General features: G+C 70.8%; 23 protein-coding genes and 2 pseudogenes. 6 read left to right on the top strand and 19 right to left on the bottom strand.

Features of this window, described 5'->3' with window-relative positions; translation table 11 throughout:
• Window positions 1-14: 14 nt before the first annotated feature.
• Window positions 15-926 (top strand): hypothetical protein, encoded by a 912-nt coding sequence (locus KIP79_RS08785; protein ID WP_214104192.1) that lies wholly within the window; start codon window positions 15-17, stop codon window positions 924-926.
• Between the two features lie 5 nt (window positions 927-931).
• Complete coding sequence (locus KIP79_RS08780) at window positions 932-1837, top strand: MBL fold metallo-hydrolase (RefSeq protein ID WP_214104191.1); 906 nt, start codon at window positions 932-934, stop codon at window positions 1835-1837.
• Between the two features lie 46 nt (window positions 1838-1883).
• Here KIP79_RS08780 and KIP79_RS08775 read toward each other — a convergent pair whose 3' ends face one another.
• On the bottom strand, window positions 1884-3122 hold the full coding sequence (locus tag KIP79_RS08775) for a glycosyltransferase (protein WP_214104190.1): 1239 nt from the start codon (window positions 3120-3122) through the stop codon (window positions 1884-1886).
• 215 nt (window positions 3123-3337) lie between these two features.
• On the opposite strand from KIP79_RS08775, the gene KIP79_RS08770 reads away from it, so the two are divergent.
• Both KIP79_RS08770 and KIP79_RS08765 read left to right on the top strand, forming a co-directional pair.
• Window positions 3338-4075, top strand: a complete 738-nt coding sequence (locus KIP79_RS08770; protein ID WP_250212881.1) for a VOC family protein — start codon at window positions 3338-3340, stop codon at window positions 4073-4075.
• A gap of 16 nt (window positions 4076-4091) precedes the next feature.
• Window positions 4092-4319: a DUF1062 domain-containing protein gene (locus KIP79_RS08765; RefSeq protein WP_372453542.1), complete on the top strand. Its 228-nt coding sequence runs from the start codon at window positions 4092-4094 to the stop codon at window positions 4317-4319.
• A gap of 235 nt (window positions 4320-4554) precedes the next feature.
• Here the strand turns inward: KIP79_RS08765 and KIP79_RS08760 are convergent, their stop codons facing one another.
• Window positions 4555-5592 (bottom strand): DNRLRE domain-containing protein, encoded by a 1038-nt coding sequence (locus KIP79_RS08760; RefSeq protein ID WP_214104189.1) that lies wholly within the window; start codon window positions 5590-5592, stop codon window positions 4555-4557.
• Window positions 5593-5952: 360 nt separating this feature from the next.
• On the opposite strand from KIP79_RS08760, the gene KIP79_RS08755 reads away from it, so the two are divergent.
• Complete coding sequence (locus KIP79_RS08755) at window positions 5953-6714, top strand: sulfite exporter TauE/SafE family protein (RefSeq protein WP_214104188.1); 762 nt, start codon at window positions 5953-5955, stop codon at window positions 6712-6714.
• A gap of 66 nt (window positions 6715-6780) precedes the next feature.
• Here KIP79_RS08755 and KIP79_RS08750 read toward each other — a convergent pair whose 3' ends face one another.
• From KIP79_RS08750 to KIP79_RS46620, 7 genes and pseudogenes are all read right to left on the bottom strand, one after another.
• Complete coding sequence (locus KIP79_RS08750; protein WP_214104187.1) at window positions 6781-7725, bottom strand: acyltransferase domain-containing protein; 945 nt, start codon at window positions 7723-7725, stop codon at window positions 6781-6783.
• Between the two features lie 620 nt (window positions 7726-8345).
• Window positions 8346-8489, bottom strand: a complete 144-nt coding sequence (locus KIP79_RS08745) for a hypothetical protein (RefSeq protein WP_214104186.1) — start codon at window positions 8487-8489, stop codon at window positions 8346-8348.
• A gap of 97 nt (window positions 8490-8586) precedes the next feature.
• A pseudogene (locus tag KIP79_RS50015) lies at window positions 8587-8715 on the bottom strand (IS5/IS1182 family transposase); the annotation flags it as partial.
• 56 nt (window positions 8716-8771) lie between these two features.
• On the bottom strand, window positions 8772-9077 hold the full coding sequence (locus KIP79_RS08740; protein WP_214104185.1) for a transcriptional regulator: 306 nt from the start codon (window positions 9075-9077) through the stop codon (window positions 8772-8774).
• Window positions 9074-9721 carry a hypothetical protein gene (locus KIP79_RS08735; protein ID WP_214104184.1) on the bottom strand — a complete coding sequence of 216 codons (648 nt, stop codon included), beginning with the start codon at window positions 9719-9721 and terminating at the stop codon, window positions 9074-9076. Before KIP79_RS08735 ends, KIP79_RS08740 begins: the two co-directional genes overlap by 4 nt.
• Before the next feature lie 153 nt (window positions 9722-9874).
• The gene (locus KIP79_RS08730; RefSeq protein WP_214104183.1) at window positions 9875-10939 is read right to left on the bottom strand and encodes a protein kinase family protein; all 1065 of its coding nucleotides are present in this window, start codon (window positions 10937-10939) and stop codon (window positions 9875-9877) included.
• Between the two features lie 97 nt (window positions 10940-11036).
• Window positions 11037-11221 (bottom strand): annotated as a pseudogene (locus KIP79_RS46620) (S1 RNA-binding domain-containing protein); the annotation flags it as partial.
• 215 nt (window positions 11222-11436) lie between these two features.
• On the opposite strand from KIP79_RS46620, the gene KIP79_RS08725 reads away from it, so the two are divergent.
• Window positions 11437-11862 (top strand): VOC family protein, encoded by a 426-nt coding sequence (locus KIP79_RS08725; RefSeq protein ID WP_214104265.1) that lies wholly within the window; start codon window positions 11437-11439, stop codon window positions 11860-11862.
• 250 nt (window positions 11863-12112) lie between these two features.
• Here the strand turns inward: KIP79_RS08725 and KIP79_RS08720 are convergent, their stop codons facing one another.
• The 10 genes from KIP79_RS08720 to KIP79_RS08675 are packed head-to-tail and all read right to left on the bottom strand — an operon-like array spanning window position 12113 to window position 20538.
• Window positions 12113-12589, bottom strand: a complete 477-nt coding sequence (locus tag KIP79_RS08720; RefSeq protein WP_214104182.1) for a MarR family winged helix-turn-helix transcriptional regulator — start codon at window positions 12587-12589, stop codon at window positions 12113-12115.
• A 47-nt stretch (window positions 12590-12636) separates the two neighbouring features.
• Window positions 12637-13497 carry an ABC transporter substrate-binding protein gene (locus tag KIP79_RS08715; protein WP_214104181.1) on the bottom strand — a complete coding sequence of 287 codons (861 nt, stop codon included), beginning with the start codon at window positions 13495-13497 and terminating at the stop codon, window positions 12637-12639.
• Window positions 13494-14507: an ABC transporter substrate-binding protein gene (locus KIP79_RS08710; protein ID WP_214104180.1), complete on the bottom strand. Its 1014-nt coding sequence runs from the start codon at window positions 14505-14507 to the stop codon at window positions 13494-13496. The genes KIP79_RS08715 and KIP79_RS08710 overlap by 4 nt, the downstream gene beginning before the upstream one ends.
• On the bottom strand, window positions 14507-15298 hold the full coding sequence (locus tag KIP79_RS08705) for an amino acid ABC transporter ATP-binding protein (RefSeq protein WP_308169624.1): 792 nt from the start codon (window positions 15296-15298) through the stop codon (window positions 14507-14509). Before KIP79_RS08705 ends, KIP79_RS08710 begins: the two co-directional genes overlap by 1 nt.
• On the bottom strand, window positions 15295-16194 hold the full coding sequence (locus KIP79_RS08700; RefSeq protein ID WP_214104179.1) for an amino acid ABC transporter permease: 900 nt from the start codon (window positions 16192-16194) through the stop codon (window positions 15295-15297). The genes KIP79_RS08705 and KIP79_RS08700 overlap by 4 nt, the downstream gene beginning before the upstream one ends.
• The gene (locus tag KIP79_RS08695; protein ID WP_214104178.1) at window positions 16191-16592 is read right to left on the bottom strand and encodes a PaaI family thioesterase; all 402 of its coding nucleotides are present in this window, start codon (window positions 16590-16592) and stop codon (window positions 16191-16193) included. The genes KIP79_RS08700 and KIP79_RS08695 overlap by 4 nt, the downstream gene beginning before the upstream one ends.
• Window positions 16589-17662, bottom strand: coding sequence for an aminotransferase class V-fold PLP-dependent enzyme (locus tag KIP79_RS08690; protein ID WP_214104177.1), 1074 nt, complete (start codon window positions 17660-17662; stop codon window positions 16589-16591). The genes KIP79_RS08695 and KIP79_RS08690 overlap by 4 nt, the downstream gene beginning before the upstream one ends.
• Window positions 17655-18395, bottom strand: a complete 741-nt coding sequence (locus KIP79_RS08685; RefSeq protein ID WP_214104176.1) for an enoyl-CoA hydratase/isomerase family protein — start codon at window positions 18393-18395, stop codon at window positions 17655-17657. Before KIP79_RS08685 ends, KIP79_RS08690 begins: the two co-directional genes overlap by 8 nt.
• Window positions 18392-19546, bottom strand: a complete 1155-nt coding sequence (locus KIP79_RS08680; RefSeq protein ID WP_214104175.1) for a CaiB/BaiF CoA transferase family protein — start codon at window positions 19544-19546, stop codon at window positions 18392-18394. The genes KIP79_RS08685 and KIP79_RS08680 overlap by 4 nt, the downstream gene beginning before the upstream one ends.
• Window positions 19543-20538 (bottom strand): transporter substrate-binding domain-containing protein, encoded by a 996-nt coding sequence (locus tag KIP79_RS08675; RefSeq protein ID WP_214104174.1) that lies wholly within the window; start codon window positions 20536-20538, stop codon window positions 19543-19545. The genes KIP79_RS08680 and KIP79_RS08675 overlap by 4 nt, the downstream gene beginning before the upstream one ends.
• Window positions 20539-20697 lie beyond the last annotated feature (159 nt).

Here is a 20697-nt window from a genome sequence, read left to right as displayed (position 1 = left end):
ATCGAGAGGACGCTATGACGGTTTCGTCGGAGACGGCGGATGAGGGCGACGGCCGGGTCGTGGTGTTCGACCTGGGTGCTCGCCGGGTGCTGGTGATGGATTCGGTCTCGTTCGCCTCCGCCGAGGACGCGGGGCAGACCATCGTCACCGGATCGCACGGCGGGATGAGCGCCGGCGAATACGTCCGCCGGCGAGGCGTCGCCTGCGTCGTCTGCAACGACGCGGGCTTCGGCAAGAACCGGTCCGGCGTCGCCGGCCTGCGCGACCTCGACCGCAACGGCATCGTCGGCATCGCCGTGGGGCACCAGACCGCCCGGATCGGGGACGGACTGGACGCCTGGGAGGCCGGAGTCGTCAGTTACGTCAACGACACGGCCAGGCGGGCAGGGTTCACCGTGGGGAAACGACTTCAGGACCAGCTCAGGGACTTCCTGACGGGTGATCGTGGACGTCCGCTCGGCGACAGGACCGGACTCCGCGGGAACGTGAGCCGGGACGGGGAAAGGCCGAGCGAGCAGGTGTTCAGGGAAGTTGTGTTCGAGCATCTCGGCCGGAACGTCGTCGTCATGGACAGCATCTCCTTCGCCACCGCCGCCGACCGGGATCACATCGTGGTCGCCGGGTCGAACGGCGGGCGCACGGCGGGCGAGGTGGGCCTGCGCCACGGATGCCACTGCGTCGTCCTCAACGACGCCGGAATCGGCAAGGACGGCTCCGGCATCGCCGGCATCAGGGCCCTGGACGCCGGCGCGGTCGCGGGCATCGCCGTCAGCCACGACTCCGCCGAGATCAGCAACGGCATGGACACCTGGGAGAACGGCATCATCTCCTATGTGAACGAGACCGCCGCGGCAGCCGAGTTCGCCGCCGGGCAACGGGTGCGGGACGCGATCGTCCGCCACCTCGCGTCCGGTACGGCGAGGTGAGGCGGATGCGGACGATCGAACTGGGCGCGATCACCGTGCACCGCGCCACCGAACTGGAGCGGTGGGCGTTCGCCCCGCGTGACCTGTTCCCCGACATCACCCCGGAGCAGGTCGCCGACGCGGGCCGGCGCTTCGGAGACAACTGCGTCGAGCCGGGCACCGGCCGGCTGATCCTCAGCATCCACAGCTACGTCGTTCGCGCGCCCGGCCTGACGCTGCTGGTCGACCCCGGGAACGGCAACGACAAGGAACGACCTGCCCTGCTCGCGCACCACCGTTTCCACACCGACCACCTGGATCGGCTCGGGGTCGACCCCGGTGAGGTCGACATCGTCGTCAGCACCCACCTGCACCCTGATCACTGCGGCTGGAACGCCCGCCTGGCCGACGGGCAGTGGTCGCCGACCTTCCCGCGCGCCCGCTACCTGTTCGACCGAACCGAGTTCGAGACACTCGCCAAGCTGTGGGAGTCGGCTCCGGCGGACCCGGTGGCCGCCGACCTGGCCAGGATGTTCGAGGACAGCGTGCTCCCGGTCACCCGCTCGGGCCAGGCCGAACTGGTCGAGCCGCCGTACGTCGTCTACCAGCGAGGCCAGGAGCGGGTCACCCTACGCCAGGCGCCGGGACACACCGACGGCCATCTGGTGGTCGAGGTCACATCCGGCGACCGAAGCGCGGTCATCGTTGGTGACGTGGTCCACCACCCGCTGCAGTTCGTACACCCCGAACTGGCCCAACTGGGCGACCAGGACCCGGAGCGGGCGCGCTCCCTCCGGGGGCGGCTGTGGTCGGAGTTCGCGGACCGGGACGTGATCGTGCTGCCGGCCCACTTCCCGGAGCCCACGGCCGGCCGGATCGTCTCCGGACCGGACGGATTCCGCTACGCGTGGCTCAACGGTGCTACCGGATGAGGGCATGGAGACCGGCCGGGGTGCCTACGTCTGTTACCTCCGGGGATCAGCCCGCGGACCCGCTCCGGCCGACCATGTCGAGCAGCAGCTTCGCGGCCAGCTCCGCCCCGTCGGTGCGGACCGTCTCGGCCACGGCGGCCGCGCGGGCACCGATCTCGGGGGCCAGGGCGATCTTGAGTGCGGCCGACAGGGACTCGGCGGTCGGCGTCGGACCGTCGTGTCCGGTGCCGATGCCCAGCTCGCTTACCCTGCCCGCCCAGTACGGCTGGTCCGCGACCTGGGGCACGATCACCTGCGGCGCCCCGGCACGGGCCGCCGTCGTCGTGGTGCCCGCGCCGCCGTGGTGCACGACGGCGGCCACCCGGCGGAACAGCGCCTGCTGGTTGACCTCGCCGACGACGAAGCAGTCGTCCCGGTCGTCGATCAGGGCCAGGTCGGCCCAGCCGCTCCCGAGCACGACGCGGCGCCCCTGTCTCCGGGCCGCTTCGATGACGGCCCGGGAGACCTCCTGCGCGTTCGCGTCCCGTACCCGCATGCTGCCGAAGCCCACGTACACCGGCTCCGCACCGGCGGCCAGGAACGCCTCCAGGCCGGCCGGGAGCGGGCGCTGGTCCGGCCGGATCCATGCGCCGGTCTGTGCCACGTCGAGCTCGGGCGTCTGCTGCCACGGGCCCAGGACCGGGTCGGCCGCCAGGAACGGGTGGTCGGTGAAGACATGGTCGCGGATGCCGTCGACCGACTGCAGGCCGATCGAGGTCCGGTGGGTGTTGATCGTCTCGCCGAGCAGCGCGTTCATGTGCTCGGCGTGGAGGTCCCACAGCTCCCGGTTGCCGGTCACCTCAGCGGGGATCACCTGGCCCGGCCGGGGGAGAGGCGGGTGATGCGGCGACGGCAGGTAGCACGGGGAGAAGGACGTGAACACATAGGGCACGCCCAGCTTCTCGGTAGCCGCCCGCGCACCGGCCGCGGCCGGGAACGAGCCGGTGGCCACCACCGCGGCGCAGCCCTCGGCCACCCCGGCGACCGCCTCGTAGGCCATGGCGGTCAGTTCGGCGGCGATGCCGGACAGGCCCGCCTGCGCCTTGCCGGGGACCGCCCCCGTCGCCAGCGCGCGGATCGGCCAGCCGACGGGACTCAGCGGCACCTCGACACTGTCCAACAGCTCCGCGAAGTCCGGCGGCGCGCACATCCGCACCTCGGCGCCGAGAGCCTTTAGCCGCAGCGCCAGCCCCGTCATCGGCTCGACGTCCCCGCGCGACCCGTAGGTCGCCAATACAACACGCATTCCGGAGCCCCCACTTTCCGTACGTTCCGGTGTCGAAGGGGTGATTGTGCGGTATGACCGGGGCCTTGTGGCAAGGCCCCCCATGCGCTATACGCTGGTAGTGGCAAGGGTTCCCCTTTTATTGCTTCGCCGCCCACCCAGCCGCTTTGGGGCTGGTCGCACGGACCCGAGCGGAGGGCCGTGAATGTGATCCGCGCGGACATAGGATCGGCGGCATGGCAACGAGGCTTGTGCAGATCCACATGAAAGCCGGGGATGACTCCGCAGTCGGCCGGTTCTGGGCGCAGGCGCTCGGCTGGGGTACCTCCAGCGAGGGGCCCGGCGTGACCAACCTCGAACCCGAAGGCTTCGTCTATCCCGACCCCGCCGCCGTCTGCATCGACGTCGTCCGCGACCCGAAACCCAAAACGGTGAAGAACCGCGTGCACGTCGACCTCGCCACCACCTCCGCCGCTCATCAGGTGGAGTTGGTCGCGCGCCTCCGGGGTCTCGGTGCGACGCCCGCCGACGTGGGTCAGGGCGACGTGCCGTGGACGGTCCTCGCCGACCCGGAGGGCAACGAGTTCTGCGTACTGGAGCCTCGATCGACCTACCGGGACACCGGTCCGACCGCCGCGGTGGTCGTCGACTGCGCCGACCCGCGGGCCATGGCCCGGTTCTGGGACGAGGCGATGGACTGGACCCTGCACGAGGTGACCGACGACCACGCGGCGCTGCGCTCCGCAAAGGGCGTCGGCCCGTATCTCGAGTTCCTCCGCACGCCCGACGTGAAGACCGTGAGAAACCGCGTCCATCTCGACCTCCGGCCGTACCCCGGTGACGATCAAGCGGCGGAGGTGGCCCGGCTGCGAGCTCTCGGCGCTACCGACATCGACGTCGGCCAGGGCGACGTCCCGTGGTCGTGCCTGGCTGACCCGGAGGGCAACGAGTTCTGCGTCCTCACCCCACTCTGACGCGGAGCCTTGCCTAGTGACGGGTCCCGACCGCGCTGGCTGTGGTCGGGGCCGTCGCGCGTCGGCATGGCTCGACGAGGCGTGGCCGGTCCAGGTGGAGGTCGTCTTCGAGGATCCGGTACCGGTGCGCCCGGAGCGGCTCATCGCGCAGGGGCTCGGCCTCAGCAGGAACGAGGTGCTGCGCCGGATCAAGTGCGACATTCCACTGCGCTGTCGACGAGCGCCGGGTTCACCTTCACCGTGATGGCCAAGGACTAGCGGGGATGTAGCTGCGGCGCGCGATCCCCTCAAGCATCCGTGCGAAACACGCCTCGTCCAGCGGCGACTCCGGCGGCATGGAGTCGCCGCTGGACGGCCACGGTCCGCGCCCGTGCCGTTCCCACCGAACCGAATGCCCGACGAGACCACCAGCGCGGCTCTGGAAGTGGCTCCTGGACGACATGCGTTACGCCGACGGGAGCGTCCTGCCCACGATGCGGTCAGGTGGCGGGCACGTCCACGGTGGCGTACTGCCACGGCCGCCAGTCGGAGTGTGTTCCGGCTTCGGGGTTCGCCGCGCGGCACCGCCAGCGGATGTCCCAGCCGTTCTGCAGAACGCCGGGGGGAACCGTGACGTTGCGGGCAGCGGACGCGCTCCAGACCTGGCCGGCGCCCTGGCCCGTGGCGGCGGGGTCGTGCTCGATCTCGACCTCGCCGATCGCGCCTCCGGCCGGGTCGGTCGCGATCATGCCGACGCTCGGGGTCAGTGAGAGTATCAGGACGCCGCCGCTCATCGGCAGGTCAACCGGACTAAGGGAACACCTGATGACCCTGGGCGCAGAGACCACGGAGACGGTGACCGTGAGAACGGGCGGGTCGTGCCGCGGATCCTGGTCCGGGTTCTCCGAGGCCCAGAACCACCGATAGTTGTCGACGCTGGTGTCCTCGGTCGGGGACTGGAGCACCAGACCATGGTTCTCCGCCCCGTCCACCCAGTCCTGGACGATACCCGTCACCTGCCATTCAACGCGGCCGGGCCACGTCTCGCACTCCGGGGTGACCCCCTTGGTGGCGATCTGGGCATCCTCGGTCGTCGAGTCGGGCTTGTTGCCCCAGTGCAGGAAATCCTGGATCCAGGCGCTGGTGACGCGGCGAACCTGGATGCCCTCTCCGACCTCTGGGCCGCAACTCGGCGCAGCGGTGTTGGAGAGTGACAAGGTGGCGGAAGTAACGGTGCCGAGTGGCAGCACGCCTGTGTCGAACCTCAGTAACGCGCGGGTCGGGTGGCCGTAGTAGGTGCCCGCGAACAGATGAGCGTTGTAGTTTCCGGCCGGCGAGTTCTCGTCGTTCCAATCGGACACGTCGACGTCCTCGACCGGGGACAACACAAAGGTACGTTCGATCGTCGTGACGTCGGTCGTGGAGTTGGCCTCGGCCGGGAGGGCGGTGAGCCCGGCTGAGGACACTATCGAGGTCATCGCTGCGACGACGAGCAGGGGGTGCACCCTTCTCAGGCGGAGGGACGGCCACACGATCATCAAAGCTCCTTGGGCATGCCAGTGATCAAGGACATCGCGCAAGGACGCTAACAAAAAGGAGCATTTACTAAAAGATTGACATTATCCGACAGCGGTCCCGAACGTGATCGTCAACGCGATCCACCACGCCACCGGCCCTGTCATACTCGCGAACCGTGATCACGGCGGGGGTGTGGCGTTAATGAATGGGTGGGCAAGGTCGACTTGGACTGGACCGAGCGGTGCCGGGGCGGAGGCTTTCGGCCTTCGCCCTGACGGGATGAACTTCCATCGGCCTGCCCACCTTTCGGCCGGGCCGGGCCTTTCCGTGAACCTCGTCACGGCTGTCAAGCCCGTAGCCGCAGCACGGAGGGTCCGGTCATGACCGGCCTTGGCGACGTCGCATTGCTGGTCGGCGCAGGATTACTCGCCGGGGTGGTCGGCACTGCGGGCGGGATCACCTCTTTGATTTCCTATCCTGCCCTTCTCGCGGTGGGGCTTCCCGCTCTGTCGGCGAACGTGGCCAACATCGTCGCGCTCACCGCCTGCTGGCCTGGCTCGGCCCTCGCCTCTCAGCCCGAACTGGTCGGCCATAGACCGTGGCTGGGCCGGTGGGTGCCGCCGTCGGCCTTGGGCGGGGCGGCGGGCTCGTTGCTGCTCCTGTCCACACCGCCGGGCGTCTTCGCCCGCGTCGTGCCGTTCCTGGTGGCCGCCGGTTCGCTGGCTCTGCTCGCCCAGCCCTGGCTTGCCGCCCGCCACCGGCGCGGCCGTCCTTCAGGAGCGGGTGGTGTGGTCTTTCCGCTGGGACTGATCACGATGTCGGTGTACAACGGCTACTTCGGCGCCGGGTCCGGTGTGATGATCCTCGCGCTCCTCCTGATCACCTCAGAGCCCCGTCTGGCCACCGCCAATGCCCTGAAGAACATGGTCCTCGGCGCCGGGACGCTCCTCTCCGCCGCTACCTTCGCCGTTTTCGGCCCTGTCGACTGGACGGCCGTCGCACCGCTGGGACTGGGCATGTTCTTCGGCTCCACGCTCGGCCCCCGCGTCGCACGGCGCCTACCGGCCCCTCTGCTGCGCTGGCTGGTGGCCTTGATCGGCATTGGCCTGGCAGTCCAGCTATGGATCAACCCAAACGGCTGATCACCTCCACGAGGGCTTGCGGGCCGACGGGAAGAACGCTGCCGGCCTCGAAGCCTTAACTGAGGCCTAGATCGGGAAGCGGCCGCGGCGCCAGTACCAGTGGCGGCCGGCCTTCAGGTGGTCGACGATCGCGCGCTGGAGCACGGTGCGGCGCGGCAGCTGGTCGAGCGGCGTGGTCAGGGTGCGGAACACGAACCGCAGCACCTCGACGTCGGCGTCCAGCCCTTCCGGCTCCTCGTAGGGCTCCAGCTCGAACCTCCGCTGGAACCGGACGATGTTGGAGTCCCCGGGCAGGTACTCCAGCAGCTGCGGGTCCAGCAGCCACGAGCCGCAGGAGAACGCGGTGTAGCGCTCGTCGGGAAAGTGGCGTGGGAAGAACGCACGGGCCTCCTCGAGCGACGCGTCGACCGCCTCGGGGGTCATCGGCCCCGACTCGGGGATGTGCACGTCGATGGAGGTGCCGCCGCGCTGGTGGTGCAGCCGGCCCAGCTCGTAGACGCCGCCGCGCGCGTGCAGCGTCAGCCAGCTCTGCATGACCGGCCAGCCCTCGCGGTGCATCCGCCGGTCGATCGCCAGGTTGCGGCCCAGGTCCGCGAGGGTCGCCCACGACACGGCATCGGCGATGCCGTGCTCGCGGTGGTACCCCGTGACGACGTCGAGCAGGGCCAGGTACGCGTACACGTAGAGATGCCGCCAGGCGGGTCCCCGTTCGCGCGGCAGCTCCGGACCGGGCGACAGCCAGCCGTGGCCCCCGAGATCGGCCCGGACCAGGGCGATCGAGCGGTCGAGCAGCCAGCGCAGCTCCGGAGTCCACAGCGGAGAGCCTGGGTCGGGCCAGCCCGCCATGATTTCGGCGGCATCGTCCGCCCGCACCCCGAGCCGGTCGAGGATCGCGGGCGCGTCGGCCTTGGCGGGCAGCGGAGCCGACGGCCGGTCCCCGGCGAGCCGGTGCACACGGTCGACGTCCTCGACAGGCACCCCGAGCCGGGCGGCGATGTCGTCCAGATCCACGCGGACGATCCTACTTATGAGAACTGCACAAAACTTGTCAGTCCCGATTTGCCGTGAGGGATCAGTTCGCCGGTAACAAGCAATCGCGGCGCCGCGGTGGAGGGTCTGGGGCGGCGAGGCTTCTTCGGTACGCAGAACGGCCTGCTGCCATCGACAGCACCACCAAGGCGGCTACGCCAAGCACATCGCGCGCGGCTACCTGGAGAAGGGTCTCATCCTGACCTATTGATCAGGGCAATCGGAGGGTAGCCCACCGGCGGCCCAGTCGGACGCGGCGCATATTCGGACTGTCCGTGCGCCGCCCATCGAGAGGCCACCGCCGTGAGGCTCCTGCGTGCCTGGCTGACGCTCGTCGTCGCAACGGCAAGGACGTCGGACCTGCTGCGGTGCCGGAAGGCCGCCGCATCTCCGACCTGGAACGGTGGCGGATCAGCCCGCCGGTCCCGTCGGGCTGGCCGGGGGCGGGGCGGAACCGCCCGGATCACGATCGGTTCGGGTGGGCGGGCATAACCTGGGCATCGTCTCCACCGGCGATCACCCTGGAAGGGAGCGTCGTGACCGGCGTTTCTCGTGCCCGGTCACGGCGCGCCGTTTCCCGCCGACGGACCAAACTCCGGAGATCAGCCTCCGTGGTTGTAGGGGGACTTCTTCGCCAGGGTTCCGTCGGCCGGCGCGGGCGCGAACAACGCCACGGTAGTCACCGTGGCAGCGATCAGCGCGGCGATGGCGACCAGGATTCTGCGGGGCTTATTGGTGGCTCGCACGTCAAACCTCTCCATTTCATGATGGAAGAACTGACAGAGGTACAGCCTACGAAATCACGTATATTTCCGCGCTCTCCTTCAGCTCAGGGCCAACCTCTCCCGCCGACCCACGCTGGCGCCGGTTTGCTCGCTGGTCACGGGGCTCGGGAGTGATGTGCCGGATCTTGCTCCACCGCAGGTAGGTGCGGTTGGCGGCCACGCTGTCGGGCCGTGTCCGGGGGTTTCCGTCGCGTCTGCCCACTGCGGTGGATGGTGGGCTGAACTCGTCGTGCGGGAGTCGTCCTAGTCGCCCCGATGGCGGCGAATCAGCTGCTCAAGCGCGTCCATCTCGGCCGCCAGCGCGGTACGCCCCGGCTTGGTGATCACGATCCACGTCTTCGGTCGGGTGCCGTCGTACCCCTTCTCCAGGGTGACCAGCCCGGCCTCCGCCAGCACGGCGAGATGCCGGTTGAGGTTCCCCCTGGTCAGTTCGAGCGCTTCACACAGGTAGGTGAACTCGACCCGGGACGCCTCGCTTGCGATGGTGAGAATGCCGAGCCGATGGCGCTGGTGGACGGTGTCGTTCAGCTGTCCCGTTGGGTGGGTCATACGGTCCTACGGGTCGTCAGTCCGCCGATGAGGAGAATCAGGGCGGGGAGCAGGACGGGGCTGCCCTGGATGAGACTGTAGGGCATGTCCTCGGCGGAGACGCCGAACAGGTGGAACAGGCGGTAGTACTGGTTCTCCATGTTGTAGACGACGGCGGGGATCGCCGCCGCCGTGTACAGCCCGGTGATGATCCACAACCGGCGGCTGCGTTCTGCGCGGGCCAGCGCGATCAGGCCGAGGGCTATGGCCAGCAGGCCGAAGGTGCCGCGCACGAAGAACGGCCACAGGAAGAAGAACACTGGGACCACGAGAATCCACACGAGCGGGGCCGCTCCCGCGCCGGTCCAGACGAGAAAGGATTTCCTGGCCGACGTCTGGATTCCGGAGCGGTCGCCGTGGCGACGGTACCACCAGATGGTCAGCACCGCACCGATGATCAGTCCGGCCAGCCAGACCAGGTCGATCCATCCGCCCGGGAGGAACAGGGCGTAGTTGAGGACGTAGAGCGGAGCGGTGGCCAGGGTGAAGGTCCCGAAGTACAAGAGCGGGAAGCGGAAGGCGTGTCGGTCCGCGCGGGCGCGGTTTCGCAGGGCGTGCACGTCACCGAGTAACTGGCTGGCCTCACCGGCCGGGTCGTTGGGCATGTCCGAACCTCCTTCGACGTTTGCGATACAAACATGTTTGCATCGCAAACACGATGAGGCAAGAACTCGGCGCCGAAGTGGTCGGAAGCTTGCCGGATGCGCTTTGATCGTTTCCCTGTTCCGGAGAATTGGTCAGATGTCGAACCGGGTCGTTCAGTGCGGAGAGGCGTGTCGGAAGGCTTCGGCGAGCTCGAGTTCGTCGGCCGGATAGGGCGTCTGCCTGCTATGGGTGATCAGACGGCTGTGGAAGCTGTCCAGGATGAGTGTTGGCCCGGCGTGCCGGTCGATGATCGTGGTGAGAGCGGGCGGGAGGCGTTCGTGCCCGATGGCGTGTGCGGTCCAGTCGCGGAGGAAGCTCTCGTTTACGGTGTCGCCGCGCGCGCCGTCGGTCAGGTTGCGGAGCAGGTGGTGGAGCAGGCGGCTTGCGGTGTAGTAGCGATCGTAGGTGAGATGGCTGGACAGGAATCGGGCCTCGGCGGCTGACAGGTCGAACCGGGAGCTGAGGGCGAGCCCGAAGTCGGCGAAGTAGAGCAGCCGCCCGTCGGTCAGGATGTTGTCGAAGTGGGCGTCGAAGTGCACAAACCTGTGGGAGTTCATGAAGGCGGTCCCGCGGGCGAGGGCCTGTTCGGCCCACACGGCGGCATCGTGGTGGTCGGTCAGCCAGGCGGCCAGCGTGTGCGGGAGGTGTTCCAGGAACAGCACCAGACTGAGGGAGCAGCGGCCGATGGCTTCCAGCCGTTCTCGCACGGCTGGTGAACCTTCCCAGTGTGCGACCGCTCCGTCGATGCCGCCGAACTCGTCGGCGAATCCTTCGGGAGGGGAGTCGGGCAGGATGCGCCAGTGGTACATCAGCGGAAAGCCCGCGTACTGGTTGGCCAGGACCCAGTTGGTGGTCATGGTGTGTGCGGCCAGCTCGCGCCAGGCCCCGAACCCGGCCGAGCCGATGCCGTACTGGTAGAAGGTGGGCAGTCTGAACAGGTTCGCCGTCGATCGGATGTTCTGCGGCCGTGTTTCCAGGTCGGTCAGGGGGACACGCTTGACGAACACCTGCCTCCCGCCGACCTCCAGCTCCGCCGACCTGCCGCCGATGCCAGATCTATGTGGGGTGGCCGCAGCCATGGCGTCGCCGAGGTGGCGGTCGCTCAGCAGCGACAGGTCCGTGGAAATGGCCTGGTAGGCCGTCAGGCGCGCCGCCTGCAGCCCGTCCCGGTGATGCATCAACGGCTCCTGGTGCCCCTGGGCGGGACGTCGATGATCCCGCAATCGGGAGTGAATCTACCCGGCGTCCGGGGCGCGCCCGTGGGTAGCGATCACAGAGGATGATGCGGCGAGGGTGAAGATCGATTTCGAGGATCTTCACACGGACCTCGTCGCCGACCTGGACGACTTGTTCAGGAGCCTCGATGTGCCGGTCGGCCAACTCGGTGTTGTGCACCAGGCCCTTGAAGCAACGACTACGCGCATAAACGCACCGAAGGGGACCAGCCTGCTTTCCCAGCCGAGCGACATCGGAACGAAAAGTCACGCCACAAGCGGCGCAGCGGGCCCCGGCTTAGCGGGACTTTTCGTTCCCATGGCGGTGACGCGCCGGAAGCAGGAGCCAGAACTCAGCACGCGTCCCAGTGTCGAGAACGTGGGGATGGCTCCGTCCTGGGTACACCAGTGGCCCACGACGGGCCGTGCGACAAAGGAGAACCACCATGACGCTCCGGCGGATGGACAACGTCGGCATTGTCGTCGACGACCTTGAGGCTGTCATTGCGTTCTTTGTAGAACTCGGCATGGAGCTGGAGGGCAAAGCGCAGATCGAGGGCCTCTGGGCGGACCGCACCGTCGGACTCGACGGCGTCCGCTGCGACATCGCGATGATGCGGGTCCCGGACGGCCACGGCCGGCTGGAACTGGCGAAATACCACACCCCCGCGGCGATCGGCGCCAGCCCGCATAACCCGCCGCACAACACGCTGGGCATGCATCGCGTCATGTTCGCCGTCGAGGACATCGAGGACGTCGTTGCCCGCCTGCGCACTCACGGCGCCGAACTCGTCGGTGAGCTGGCCCAGTACGAGGACAGCTACCGGCTCTGCTACGTCCGTGGCCCCGAGGGGTTCATCATCGCGCTGGCCGAGCAGCTCAGCTGATCCCGTCACCGGCCCGCGTCCGCGGTGCCCCGCCCGGCATGATCGGGCCTCGTGGAGGAGAAGGCGAGCCCGGCGGCGAAGGTGACGACAGCGTGGGTGCGGTTCGTGACGCCCGTCGTGGTCGAGATCGAATGAGGTCCTGCGGGTGGTGACCCTTCCCGGAGAGATCCGGGAAGACCAGTGGACGGCCGCGCAGATCATCCGGGAGCCGAGGCGGCCCGGCGGCAACTCGCCCTCTACCGCGTCCTGGTCAGGTCCCCGGCAGACCCGCGTTGATCCGCTGGACGCAGGCCCGGACGGCGGCCAGCAGGGTCTGCCGGTCCGCCGCGGGGACGCCCTCCAGCATGCGGTCCTCGATCTCGTCGGCGATCAGGTCGCACTGGGCGGTGACCTCGTGCCCCTTGGGGGTGAGCCGGGTCTCCAGTACGCGCTGGTTCTCCCCTGAAGGGGTCCTGGAGATCAGGTCCGCCGCGATGAGCGAGGCCAGGACCTGGCTCATCGCCTGCGGGGTGACGTACGCGCGCCGGGCGAGCTGGGCGTTGCTGAGCCCGCTGCGCGCCCGGAGGATGGTCAGGGTGGCGTACTGGGTCGGGGAGAGACCGAGCGGCCGCAGGCCCTGTTCCAGTTCCCGCTGGATGCCGCGGTCGAGGCGGCCGATCGCGTAGAGCAGCCGCAGTTGCTGGGGGGAGACGACGTCGTCCTGCCCTCTTCTGATGGGCTTCGACACCAGGGCAGGGTATACCGGCGGGACGTGGCGGCGTCCCGCCGGTCCCGTCACGCGGCCACCGCGGCCACCACGGTGATCGGCCTCTGGATGACGCCGAACCGGTGGAACAGGTCGGCCGCGTGCTGCTGCTCGGCCAGGAATGCCGGGTCCACGGCGTGCACTCCCCAGTGCCTGGTGGCCAGCGCGGCCCGCCAGGTGGCGGGGGCGCCGCCCCGGCTGCTCCGGGAGAGCAGTTCGGCCACCTCGTCCAGATGGCCGGCCGCCCACTCCTCGGTGGCGGCGAGCGCGGCCACGAAGGCGCGGGCCTCCTCCGGGTGCTCCCGCACCCACGCGCCGCGCCCGAAGAAGACCGAGCGGTTGCGCACCAGTTCCTCGGTGGGCGCGACCACCCGGACGTCGGCGATGGCCCGCAGCCCGCTGTAGGCCGGGTCCACCACCAGCCAGCTGTCGGTGCCCGCGGCCAGGAAGTCCTCGCCCTTGGCGGTGGCCGCGACGTCGACCACGGTCACGTCCTCCCAGGCCAGCCCGGCTCGGTCGACCGCGACGGCCAGGGCGTGGGTCTGCCAGGAGCCGACCGTGAAGGCGATGCTCCGCCCGCGCAGGTCGGCCAGGGTGCGGATCGGCGAGTCCGCGGGGACCACGATGCCGCCCGGGTCGGGGTGCGGCCGGGAGGTGGCCAGGTAGACGACGTCCAGTTCCTGGGCCTGGGCCACGATCGGCGGGGTGGAGCCGGTGGCGCCCACGTCGATGGCGCCCTCGACGAGCAGGCCGGTGGTGCGGCGGCCGTCGTCGTAGCGGACGAAAGCGACGTCCCGGGCGACCTGCCGGAGTGGTTCCTGCAGGGCCTCGACGTGGCTGAGGATCCAGGTCGCCAGGTTGTTGGGGTGGGTGCCGATGGTGATGCTCATGCGATGTCCTCCGTGTCCGTGGTGAGGTAGGCGTCTGAGGCGGCCAGCGGACCTGGGTCGATCCACTCGCCGATGGCGAAGTCGTGGGGGAGCACGCCGTGGTGGAGCAGGAATCGCTTCTGGTCCTCCAGGTAGGCGATCCACTCCGGGCGGAGCTCGGGTTCCAGCCGGTGGTGCAGCGTGTCGCCGTACCCGCGGGCCACCCCCGCGCGGGTCGAACCGGTCTCGGCGGCGACGATCCCGGCGGTCTCCTCCGGATGCCCGGCCGCCCAGCGGGCCGCGTCGCGGAGCGCGGCGATGTACCGGGCGACCAGGTCGGGGCGCCGGTCGGCGAGGTCGGCGCTGACCGTCAGCGTCCTGGGCGTGCCGTTGTTGATCTGGAGACGCGGGTCGGCCGTGCGGTTGAGGTCGTGGACGCAGACCAGGTCGTCGTAGGCCATCACGTCGGCCCCCGGCGCCCCCTTCACGTACGCGGCGTCGCCGAGGCCCGCGCGCAGGGCCGCCACGGTGGCGCCGTAGAAGCCGTCCGCGCCGACGTCCTCGGTCTGCGGCAGCGGGGCGGGCGCGTCCACCAGGACGGCGTCCGCCAGGGCGAGTCCGGCGGAGCGGAGGGTGGCGTCGAATCCGCGCAGCGCCATGGCGCGGAAGAAGTCCACCCGTTCGCCGCCGTGGGTGGGCAGGATCAGCCGCCGCCCGGCCAGGTCGCCCGGCCCGGTGATCCCGCTGTCCCTGCGGGTGACGACCGCCTGGAGTTCGGGGACCCAGGTCAGGCCGACCAGCCGGGTCCGCTCGCCCCTGGACCGCGCCCACAGGGCGGGCACGTTGCCGCCCTCCCGGAACAGCGCGGGCAGGCGATGGTCGAAATGGGCCTCGGTGACTCCGCTGGCGCGGAGCGGGGCCACGGTCAGCCCGGCCAGCCTCGCCGCCAGCCGTCCGGTGTCGAGGGCGACTCCGGACGCCGTCGGCACCGGGCACCGGGTGTACCAGATCGTGGTCACCTCGTCGGTCATCAGGGCTCCCTTGTCGTGGTCTGGGCCAGCCGCCCCAGGAAGGCGCGGGTCCGTGGGTGGCCGGGGGTGGTCAGTACGTCCTCCGGCGGGCCGAGTTCGAGGATGCGACCCTCGTCGACGAAGGCCACCCGGTCGGCGACGTCCCTGGCGAAGGCCAGCTCGTGGGTGACGACGAGCATCGTCATGCCCTGCCCGGCGAGGGTCTGGATGGTCTGCAGGACCTCGCCGACCAGTTCGGGGTCGAGGGCGCTGGTTGGCTCGTCGAAGAGCATGACCTTCGGCCGCATCGCCAGCGCGCGGGCGATGGCCACCCGCTGCTGCTGGCCGCCGGAGAGCCGGCGCGGGTAGCTGTGCTCCCGGCCCGCCAGGCCGACCTGGGCGAGCAACTCCGACGCCCGCGCCCGCGCCTCGGCCCTGGACAGGCCGCGCACCGAGATCGGCGCCTCGACGACGTTCTCCAGCGCGGTGAGGTTCGGGAACAGGTTGAAGCTCTGGAAGACCATGCCGATGTCGGCCCGCTGGCGGCGGATCCGGCCCTCGGGGAGGGCCCGCAGCCGGCCCCTGCCGTCCGGCCGGTAGCCGATCAGCTCGCCGTCCACCTCGACGAAGCCCGCGTCGGGGGTCTCCAGGTGGTTGACGCAGCGGAGCAGGGTGCTCTTGCCCGAGCCGGACGCGCCGACCAGGCAGACCACCTCGCCGCGGGCGACCTCCAGGTCGACGCCGCGGAGCACGGGCGTCCCCGCGTAGCTCTTGCGCAGGCCGACCAGGCGGACCATGGGCTGCCCGCTCATCGGCCCCACCCCAGGGCGCGGCGGGCCCGCTGCCACGGCGAGGGCGGCAGCGCGCGCCGCGACCCCCGGGCGAAGTACCGCTCGACGTGGTACTGCGCCACCGACAGCACCGAGGTGACGATGAGGTACCACGCGGTGGCCACGGCGAGCAGCGGGACGATGGCGTAGGTCCGGTTGTAGATGTACTGCACGGAGTAGAGGAGGTCGTTCACCGCGATCACACTCACGATCGACGTGCCCTTGAGGGTCCCGATGAGCAGGTTGCCGGTGGCGGGGACGATGCTCCGCATGGCCTGCGGCAGCACCACCTTGCGGAAGATCCGCGACCGGCGGAGCCCGAGCGCGGTGCCCGCTTCGAGCTGGCCGGGGTCGACGGCGAGGATCCCGCCCCGGATGATCTCCCCGGCGTGCGCCGCCTCGTGCAGGGTGAGCCCGAGTACGGCGGCGGTGGTGGCGCTGATCAGCTCGTTGGAGCTGCCGGAGAGCAGCGTCGGCCCGCCGGGGATGCCGAGGGAGAGGGTGGGATACAGGTAGCCGATGTTGAACCAGAACAGCAGCTGCACCAGGACGGGCACCGACCGGAAGAACCAGACGTACGCCCAGCTGATCGCCTGGAGCACGGGGTTGGCCGACAGCCGCATGGCGGCCACCGCGATCCCGGCGAGGAATCCCAGCGTGGTGACCACCAGGGTGAGCCAGACGGTCAGCCAGAGGCCCTCCAGCACCTGGATGGCCAGGAAGTACTCCGCGACCACCGGCCACTCCATGGCCGGGTTGCGGGCCAGCGACACGGCGCAGGCCCCGACGGCGAGCAGGGCGAGCGCCCCGGCCGCCCACCGCAGGGGGTGCCGCCTGCCGACCAGGACCGGCGTCTCCGCCGTTTCGGGGCCTGTCACGATTCCTCCGTACGCGGGCCGACGATGAGGCAGGTCACCCGGGCGGTGCAGACGCGCGCGCCGTGGTCGTCGGTGATGACGACGTCGTAACCGGCCAGCGTCCGCCCCAGGTGGATGGCCTCGGCGACGGCCGTGACGTTCCCCTCGCGCACCGAACGGTGGTGGGTGGCGTTCAGCTCCACCCCGACCGCAGTGGCACCGAACTGGGCCGCGTACAGGTTGGCGGCCTGCGAGGCGACGCTCTCGGCCAGCATGCAGGAGGCGCCTCCGGCCAGCAGGCCCATGGGCTGGCGGTTGCCGCGCACCGGCATCCTGGCGGTGACCCTGGCCGGGGCCGCGGTGAGCACCTCGATGCCGAGCCGGTCCCTGAGCAGGGTCTCGTCGGGGGAGAGGCTCATCGGCCGGTCACCTCCGCAACGGCCCGCGCCGCGAGGACGAGCTCGTCCTCGGTGGTGAAAGGACCGCAGGACAGCCGTACGGCGTCGCTCTCGGGAATGCCCCGGACGGCGATCCGCCTGGCCCCCAGCTCAGCGGCGACGCCGAGCGGATCGGCCCCGGGGACGCGGAAGGCGACCAGGCCCGCGTGCCGCGCCGGGGTCAGCACCCGGACGCCGGGGATGTCGGCGAGCAGCCGCCGGGCCAGCCCGGCCCCCCGCGCCACCGCGTCGAGCAGGTCCTGATGACCGTGCTCCCGCCGCCACCGTACGGCTTCGCGCAGACCCGCCCAGAGCAGCCCCGGACTGGTGCCGGACGCGGGCAGGCCCGCCCCGCGGACCACGAGCGCCCCGGTGCCCTCCGGGGCGAGCAGCCACTTCTGCCCGGGAAAGGCGTAGAAGTCGGCGCCCAGCGCGGCCACGTCCACGTCGATGGCGCCGACCGCCTGCGCCCCGTCCACCAGGACGAGCGCGCCGTGCCGCCGGGCCTCCGCCGTGATCCGCTCGACCGGGAGGACCGCCCCGGTGGCGTAGCCGACGTGCGAGACGACGGCCAGCCGGGCCCGGCCGATCCGGGCGAGCACGCTCGCTGCGATCTCCTCGGCCGACTGCTCGGGCTCGCCCGCCACGTCGACGTGGAGGTTGTGGCGGCGGGCGGCGGCGCGTACCGCCTCCAGTACGTCCGGGTGTTCCAGGCAGGTGGTCAGGACGTGGTCGCCGGGGGACCACGGCTGTGCGGCAAGGACTCGCTGGATCCCGTCGGTGGTGCCGGTGGTGAGGACGATCTCGGCGGCGTCCGCGTGTACCAGGCCGGCCAGGAGCGCACGGGCCTCCCGGAGCCCTTCGGCGATCCGGGCGAACCGCCGTCCCGAGGCGCGTCCGCGCGCCAGGTCGGCGTCGAGCGCGGCGGTCATCGCGTCCCGCACCCGGCGGGGCAGCGGGCCGGCGGTCCCGGTGTTCAGGTAGACCAGCCCGGCCAGCGCGGGCAGGTCGGCCCGGACGGCGGCCACGTCCAGTCCTGCGTGTTCACCCATCGGAGCCCTCCCAGCGGCGGTTGGCGGCGTGCAGCGCGCCGGAGGCGGTCGCGACCGCGTCCGCGAAGGTCGCCGCCCCCTGGGTCCGCAACCGGCGGAGCCAGGTGTGGGTGGCGGTCAGCGCGTCCGGTTGCCGGGTGGCGATCTGTCTGGCCATGGCGACGGCCGTGGCGCGCTCCTCGCCGAGGGGGGCCAGCCGGGCGGCGAGTCCCGCCGCGACGGCCTCCTCGCCGGACAGCCAGCGCCCGGTGAGCAGCAGGTCGGCGGCGAGCTGCGGCCCGACGCGGGAGTGGACCAGCCAGGCGCCGAGGATGCCGGGCAGTCCGGCGCCCAGTTCGGGCATCCCCAGGCGGGCCCTGGGCCCGACGACCAGCAGGTCGCAGTGGAGCGCGAGCTGGAGCGAGGCCCCGGCGGCGATGCCGTGCACCGCGGCCAGGGCCGGCAGCGGGTAGTCGCTGAGCGTGCGCTGCAGCCCGACCATGAGGTCCTGCTGCTCATCGCGTTCCCCGGGGGTCAGCTCGGCCAGTTCCCGTACGTCGATGCCGGCCCCGAAGGCCCGCTCGCCCGCCCCGGCCAGGACGACCGCGCGGGTGGCGGCGTCCGTGGCGAGCCGGTCGAGGGCCTCGGTGAGTTCGCGGGCCAGGTCGCGTGAGATGGCGTTGAGCCGTTCCGGCCGCGCCATCTCCAGGACGGCCACGCCGCCGTCCAGAGTCGTCACGTTGAGCGCCGTCATGCCGGCTCCCCTGCGGGGAGGCGGCCGAGAACGGCCGCGGTGTGCTCGCCGACGCGGGGCACCCTGCGGTCGAGCGCCGTGTCGTCCCAGCCGGTGAAGCGGAGCGGCGATCTGACCACGCGGATCGGGCTGCCGTCGACGTCCCTGGCGGCCAGGATCGCCCCTGGCCCCGCGGCCTCGCCGTACGTGCGGATCCGGCCCGCGGTGAGTCCGGCGGCGGCGAACCGTTCCAGCCAGTGGTCGGCGGGGTGGTGGCGCAGGACGTCCTCGATGGCCGCGGTCAGCGCCTCCCGGTTGGCGACCCTGGCCCCCACGGTGGCGTACCGGGGGTCGTCACGCCACTGCGGGCGGCCGAGCAGGTCGCACAGCCGCGCCCAGTGCTGCGGCAGATGGGCGGACAGGACCAGCAGGCCGTCGGCGGCCCGGAACACGTCGGCGGGCGCGGCGTACGGGGCCCGGTTGCCGGCCCGCTCAGGTTCCTCGCCCGACTCCAGGTACTCGGCGAGCGGCTGGGCCTGCAGGTGCAGCCCGACGTCACGCATGGACACCGCCACCTCCTCGGGCGGGGTGCCGCGTTCCCTGCCGAGCAGGGCGCTGACCACGCCGAGCGCGAGGACATAGGCGGAGGCCGCGTCCACGATGGGCACGCCGACCTTGGTCGGCGGCCCGCCGGGCTGTCCGGTGACCGACATCAGGCCGGATTCGGCCTGCAGGACGATGTCGACCCCGCCGCGGTCCCGGTCGGGACCGTCCTCGCCGAAGGCGGACAGCCGCCCCACCACCAGGCGGGGGTTGCGGGCGCGCAGGTCCCGTACGCCAAGGCCGAGGCGGTCCATCACCCCGGGCCGGAACGAGGAGATCACCGCGTCCGCCCCGGCGCACAGGCGCAGCGCGGCGGCGTGGTCCCCCGGGTCCTTCAGGTCCAGCGCGACCGACCGCTTGTGCACGTTGTACGCGGCGAAGGACGGCGCGGTCCTGCCGTGGCCCACACCGCGCGAGCGCGCGTTCCGCATCGGGTCGCCGGCCGCGTCCTCCACCTTGATCACCTCGGCCCCGAGCGCGCCGAGCAGGTCGCCCGCGCCCGGACCGGCGATCAACCGGGTGAAGTCGACGATCACGAGGCCGGACAGGGGCCCAGGGGCGGCGCTCAACTCGCGAACCCCGTTCCGAGGTCGCCGATGTTCACGCCCGGGTCGAGCTTGTTGTCGGCGACCCCCCAGCGCTCGAACGCCTTGTCGTAGTAGCCGTCCTGCTTGAGCTTCTGGAGCGCGCCGAGGACCGCGTCGCGGAGGCCGTCCTGGCCCTTGGGCACCGTCCAGCCGAGGACGAGGGTGCCGGCCTCGGGCAGTTGGACGGCGTCCACCGGCTTGCCCTGGGACTGGTCCCAGACCACGTTGAAGTCGCTGCCCACGTAGGTGTCGATCCGGCCGGAGACCAGGGCGAGCTGCATCGACGGGATGTCCTCGAAGCCGGACAGGACCGGCTCGGCCGCCCCGGCCTTCCCGCACACCTCCTGGAGCACGGACAGGACCGAGAAGGAGCCCTTGACCTCGCCGAAGTTCTTGCCGCAGACATCGGCGGCCGACTGGATCCCCGCCGGGTTGCCCTTCTTGATCATGAGGACGTTCCGGGAGATCAGGGTGTCGACGAAGTCGTACTTCTCCTGGCGGGCCTTGGTGTCGCCGTTGGTGGAGGTGGTCAGGTCGATCCGCTTGGCGTCGAGGGCGAGCAGCTGGGCCGCCGTGCTGGGGAAGTTCTCGGACTCGAAGGTCACGCCGAGCAGTTGTTCGACGGCGGTCACCAGGTCGGCGTTGAGGCCCTTCACCTCGTCGGAGCTCTGGCCGGGGAAGTTGATCGGGGGCAGGCCGACGCTGGTGGCGGTCCGCACCACGCCGGAGTCGAGGATGCTCTTGGGGAGTTTGGCGCGCAGCTCGGGGTCGGCCTGGTAGGCGGGGGTGAGCTGGGCCTGGCCGGACAGGTCGGTGGCCTGGCTGCTCTGGGGGGCGGCGCTGGTGGCGGTGGGGGTGCTCGTCGTCGCGGTCTCGGCCGATCCGCAGGCGGCGAGGGTGGCGAGGGTGAGCAGCGCGAGCCCGGTGGCCAGGCGGCGGCGCGTATGTGGCGGGGTCGAGGTGGCTGGATGCACGGCGATCTTCCTTCAAAGCGGGTTAACCAGTCGGTAATAGGGGAAATACCGACGAGTCGCCAATATAAAGTGCCTTGATACTCAAAGGCCAAGCCGTCTCACCATGTGGATACAGGCCACCCCCGGCGGCAACACCGTCAGCGTGTACGCGGGGGTCGG

The organism is Acrocarpospora catenulata, from assembly GCF_018476525.1.
GTDB lineage: Bacteria > Actinomycetota > Actinomycetes > Streptosporangiales > Streptosporangiaceae > Acrocarpospora > Acrocarpospora catenulata.
Note: the sequence above shows the minus strand (reverse complement) of the source record. Positions and strands in the feature narration are given on the sequence as shown.

Coding starts and splice junctions, on each gene's coding strand:
- KIP79_RS08785 (WP_214104192.1), top strand. CDS start 15: ATGACGGTTTCGTCGGAGACGGCGGATGAGGGCGACGGCCGGGTCGTG.
- KIP79_RS08780 (WP_214104191.1), top strand. CDS start 932: ATGCGGACGATCGAACTGGGCGCGATCACCGTGCACCGCGCCACCGAA.
- KIP79_RS08775 (WP_214104190.1), bottom strand. CDS start 3,122: ATGCGTGTTGTATTGGCGACCTACGGGTCGCGCGGGGACGTCGAGCCG.
- KIP79_RS08770 (WP_250212881.1), top strand. CDS start 3,338: ATGGCAACGAGGCTTGTGCAGATCCACATGAAAGCCGGGGATGACTCC.
- KIP79_RS08760 (WP_214104189.1), bottom strand. CDS start 5,592: ATGATCGTGTGGCCGTCCCTCCGCCTGAGAAGGGTGCACCCCCTGCTC.
- KIP79_RS08755 (WP_214104188.1), top strand. CDS start 5,953: ATGACCGGCCTTGGCGACGTCGCATTGCTGGTCGGCGCAGGATTACTC.
- KIP79_RS08740 (WP_214104185.1), bottom strand. CDS start 9,077: ATGACCCACCCAACGGGACAGCTGAACGACACCGTCCACCAGCGCCAT.
- KIP79_RS08735 (WP_214104184.1), bottom strand. CDS start 9,721: ATGCCCAACGACCCGGCCGGTGAGGCCAGCCAGTTACTCGGTGACGTG.
- KIP79_RS08730 (WP_214104183.1), bottom strand. CDS start 10,939: ATGCATCACCGGGACGGGCTGCAGGCGGCGCGCCTGACGGCCTACCAG.
- KIP79_RS08725 (WP_214104265.1), top strand. CDS start 11,437: ATGGACAACGTCGGCATTGTCGTCGACGACCTTGAGGCTGTCATTGCG.
- KIP79_RS08715 (WP_214104181.1), bottom strand. CDS start 13,497: ATGAGCATCACCATCGGCACCCACCCCAACAACCTGGCGACCTGGATC.
- KIP79_RS08710 (WP_214104180.1), bottom strand. CDS start 14,507: ATGACCGACGAGGTGACCACGATCTGGTACACCCGGTGCCCGGTGCCG.
- KIP79_RS08705 (WP_308169624.1), bottom strand. CDS start 15,298: ATGAGCGGGCAGCCCATGGTCCGCCTGGTCGGCCTGCGCAAGAGCTAC.
- KIP79_RS08695 (WP_214104178.1), bottom strand. CDS start 16,592: ATGAGCCTCTCCCCCGACGAGACCCTGCTCAGGGACCGGCTCGGCATC.
- KIP79_RS08690 (WP_214104177.1), bottom strand. CDS start 17,662: ATGGGTGAACACGCAGGACTGGACGTGGCCGCCGTCCGGGCCGACCTG.
- KIP79_RS08685 (WP_214104176.1), bottom strand. CDS start 18,395: ATGACGGCGCTCAACGTGACGACTCTGGACGGCGGCGTGGCCGTCCTG.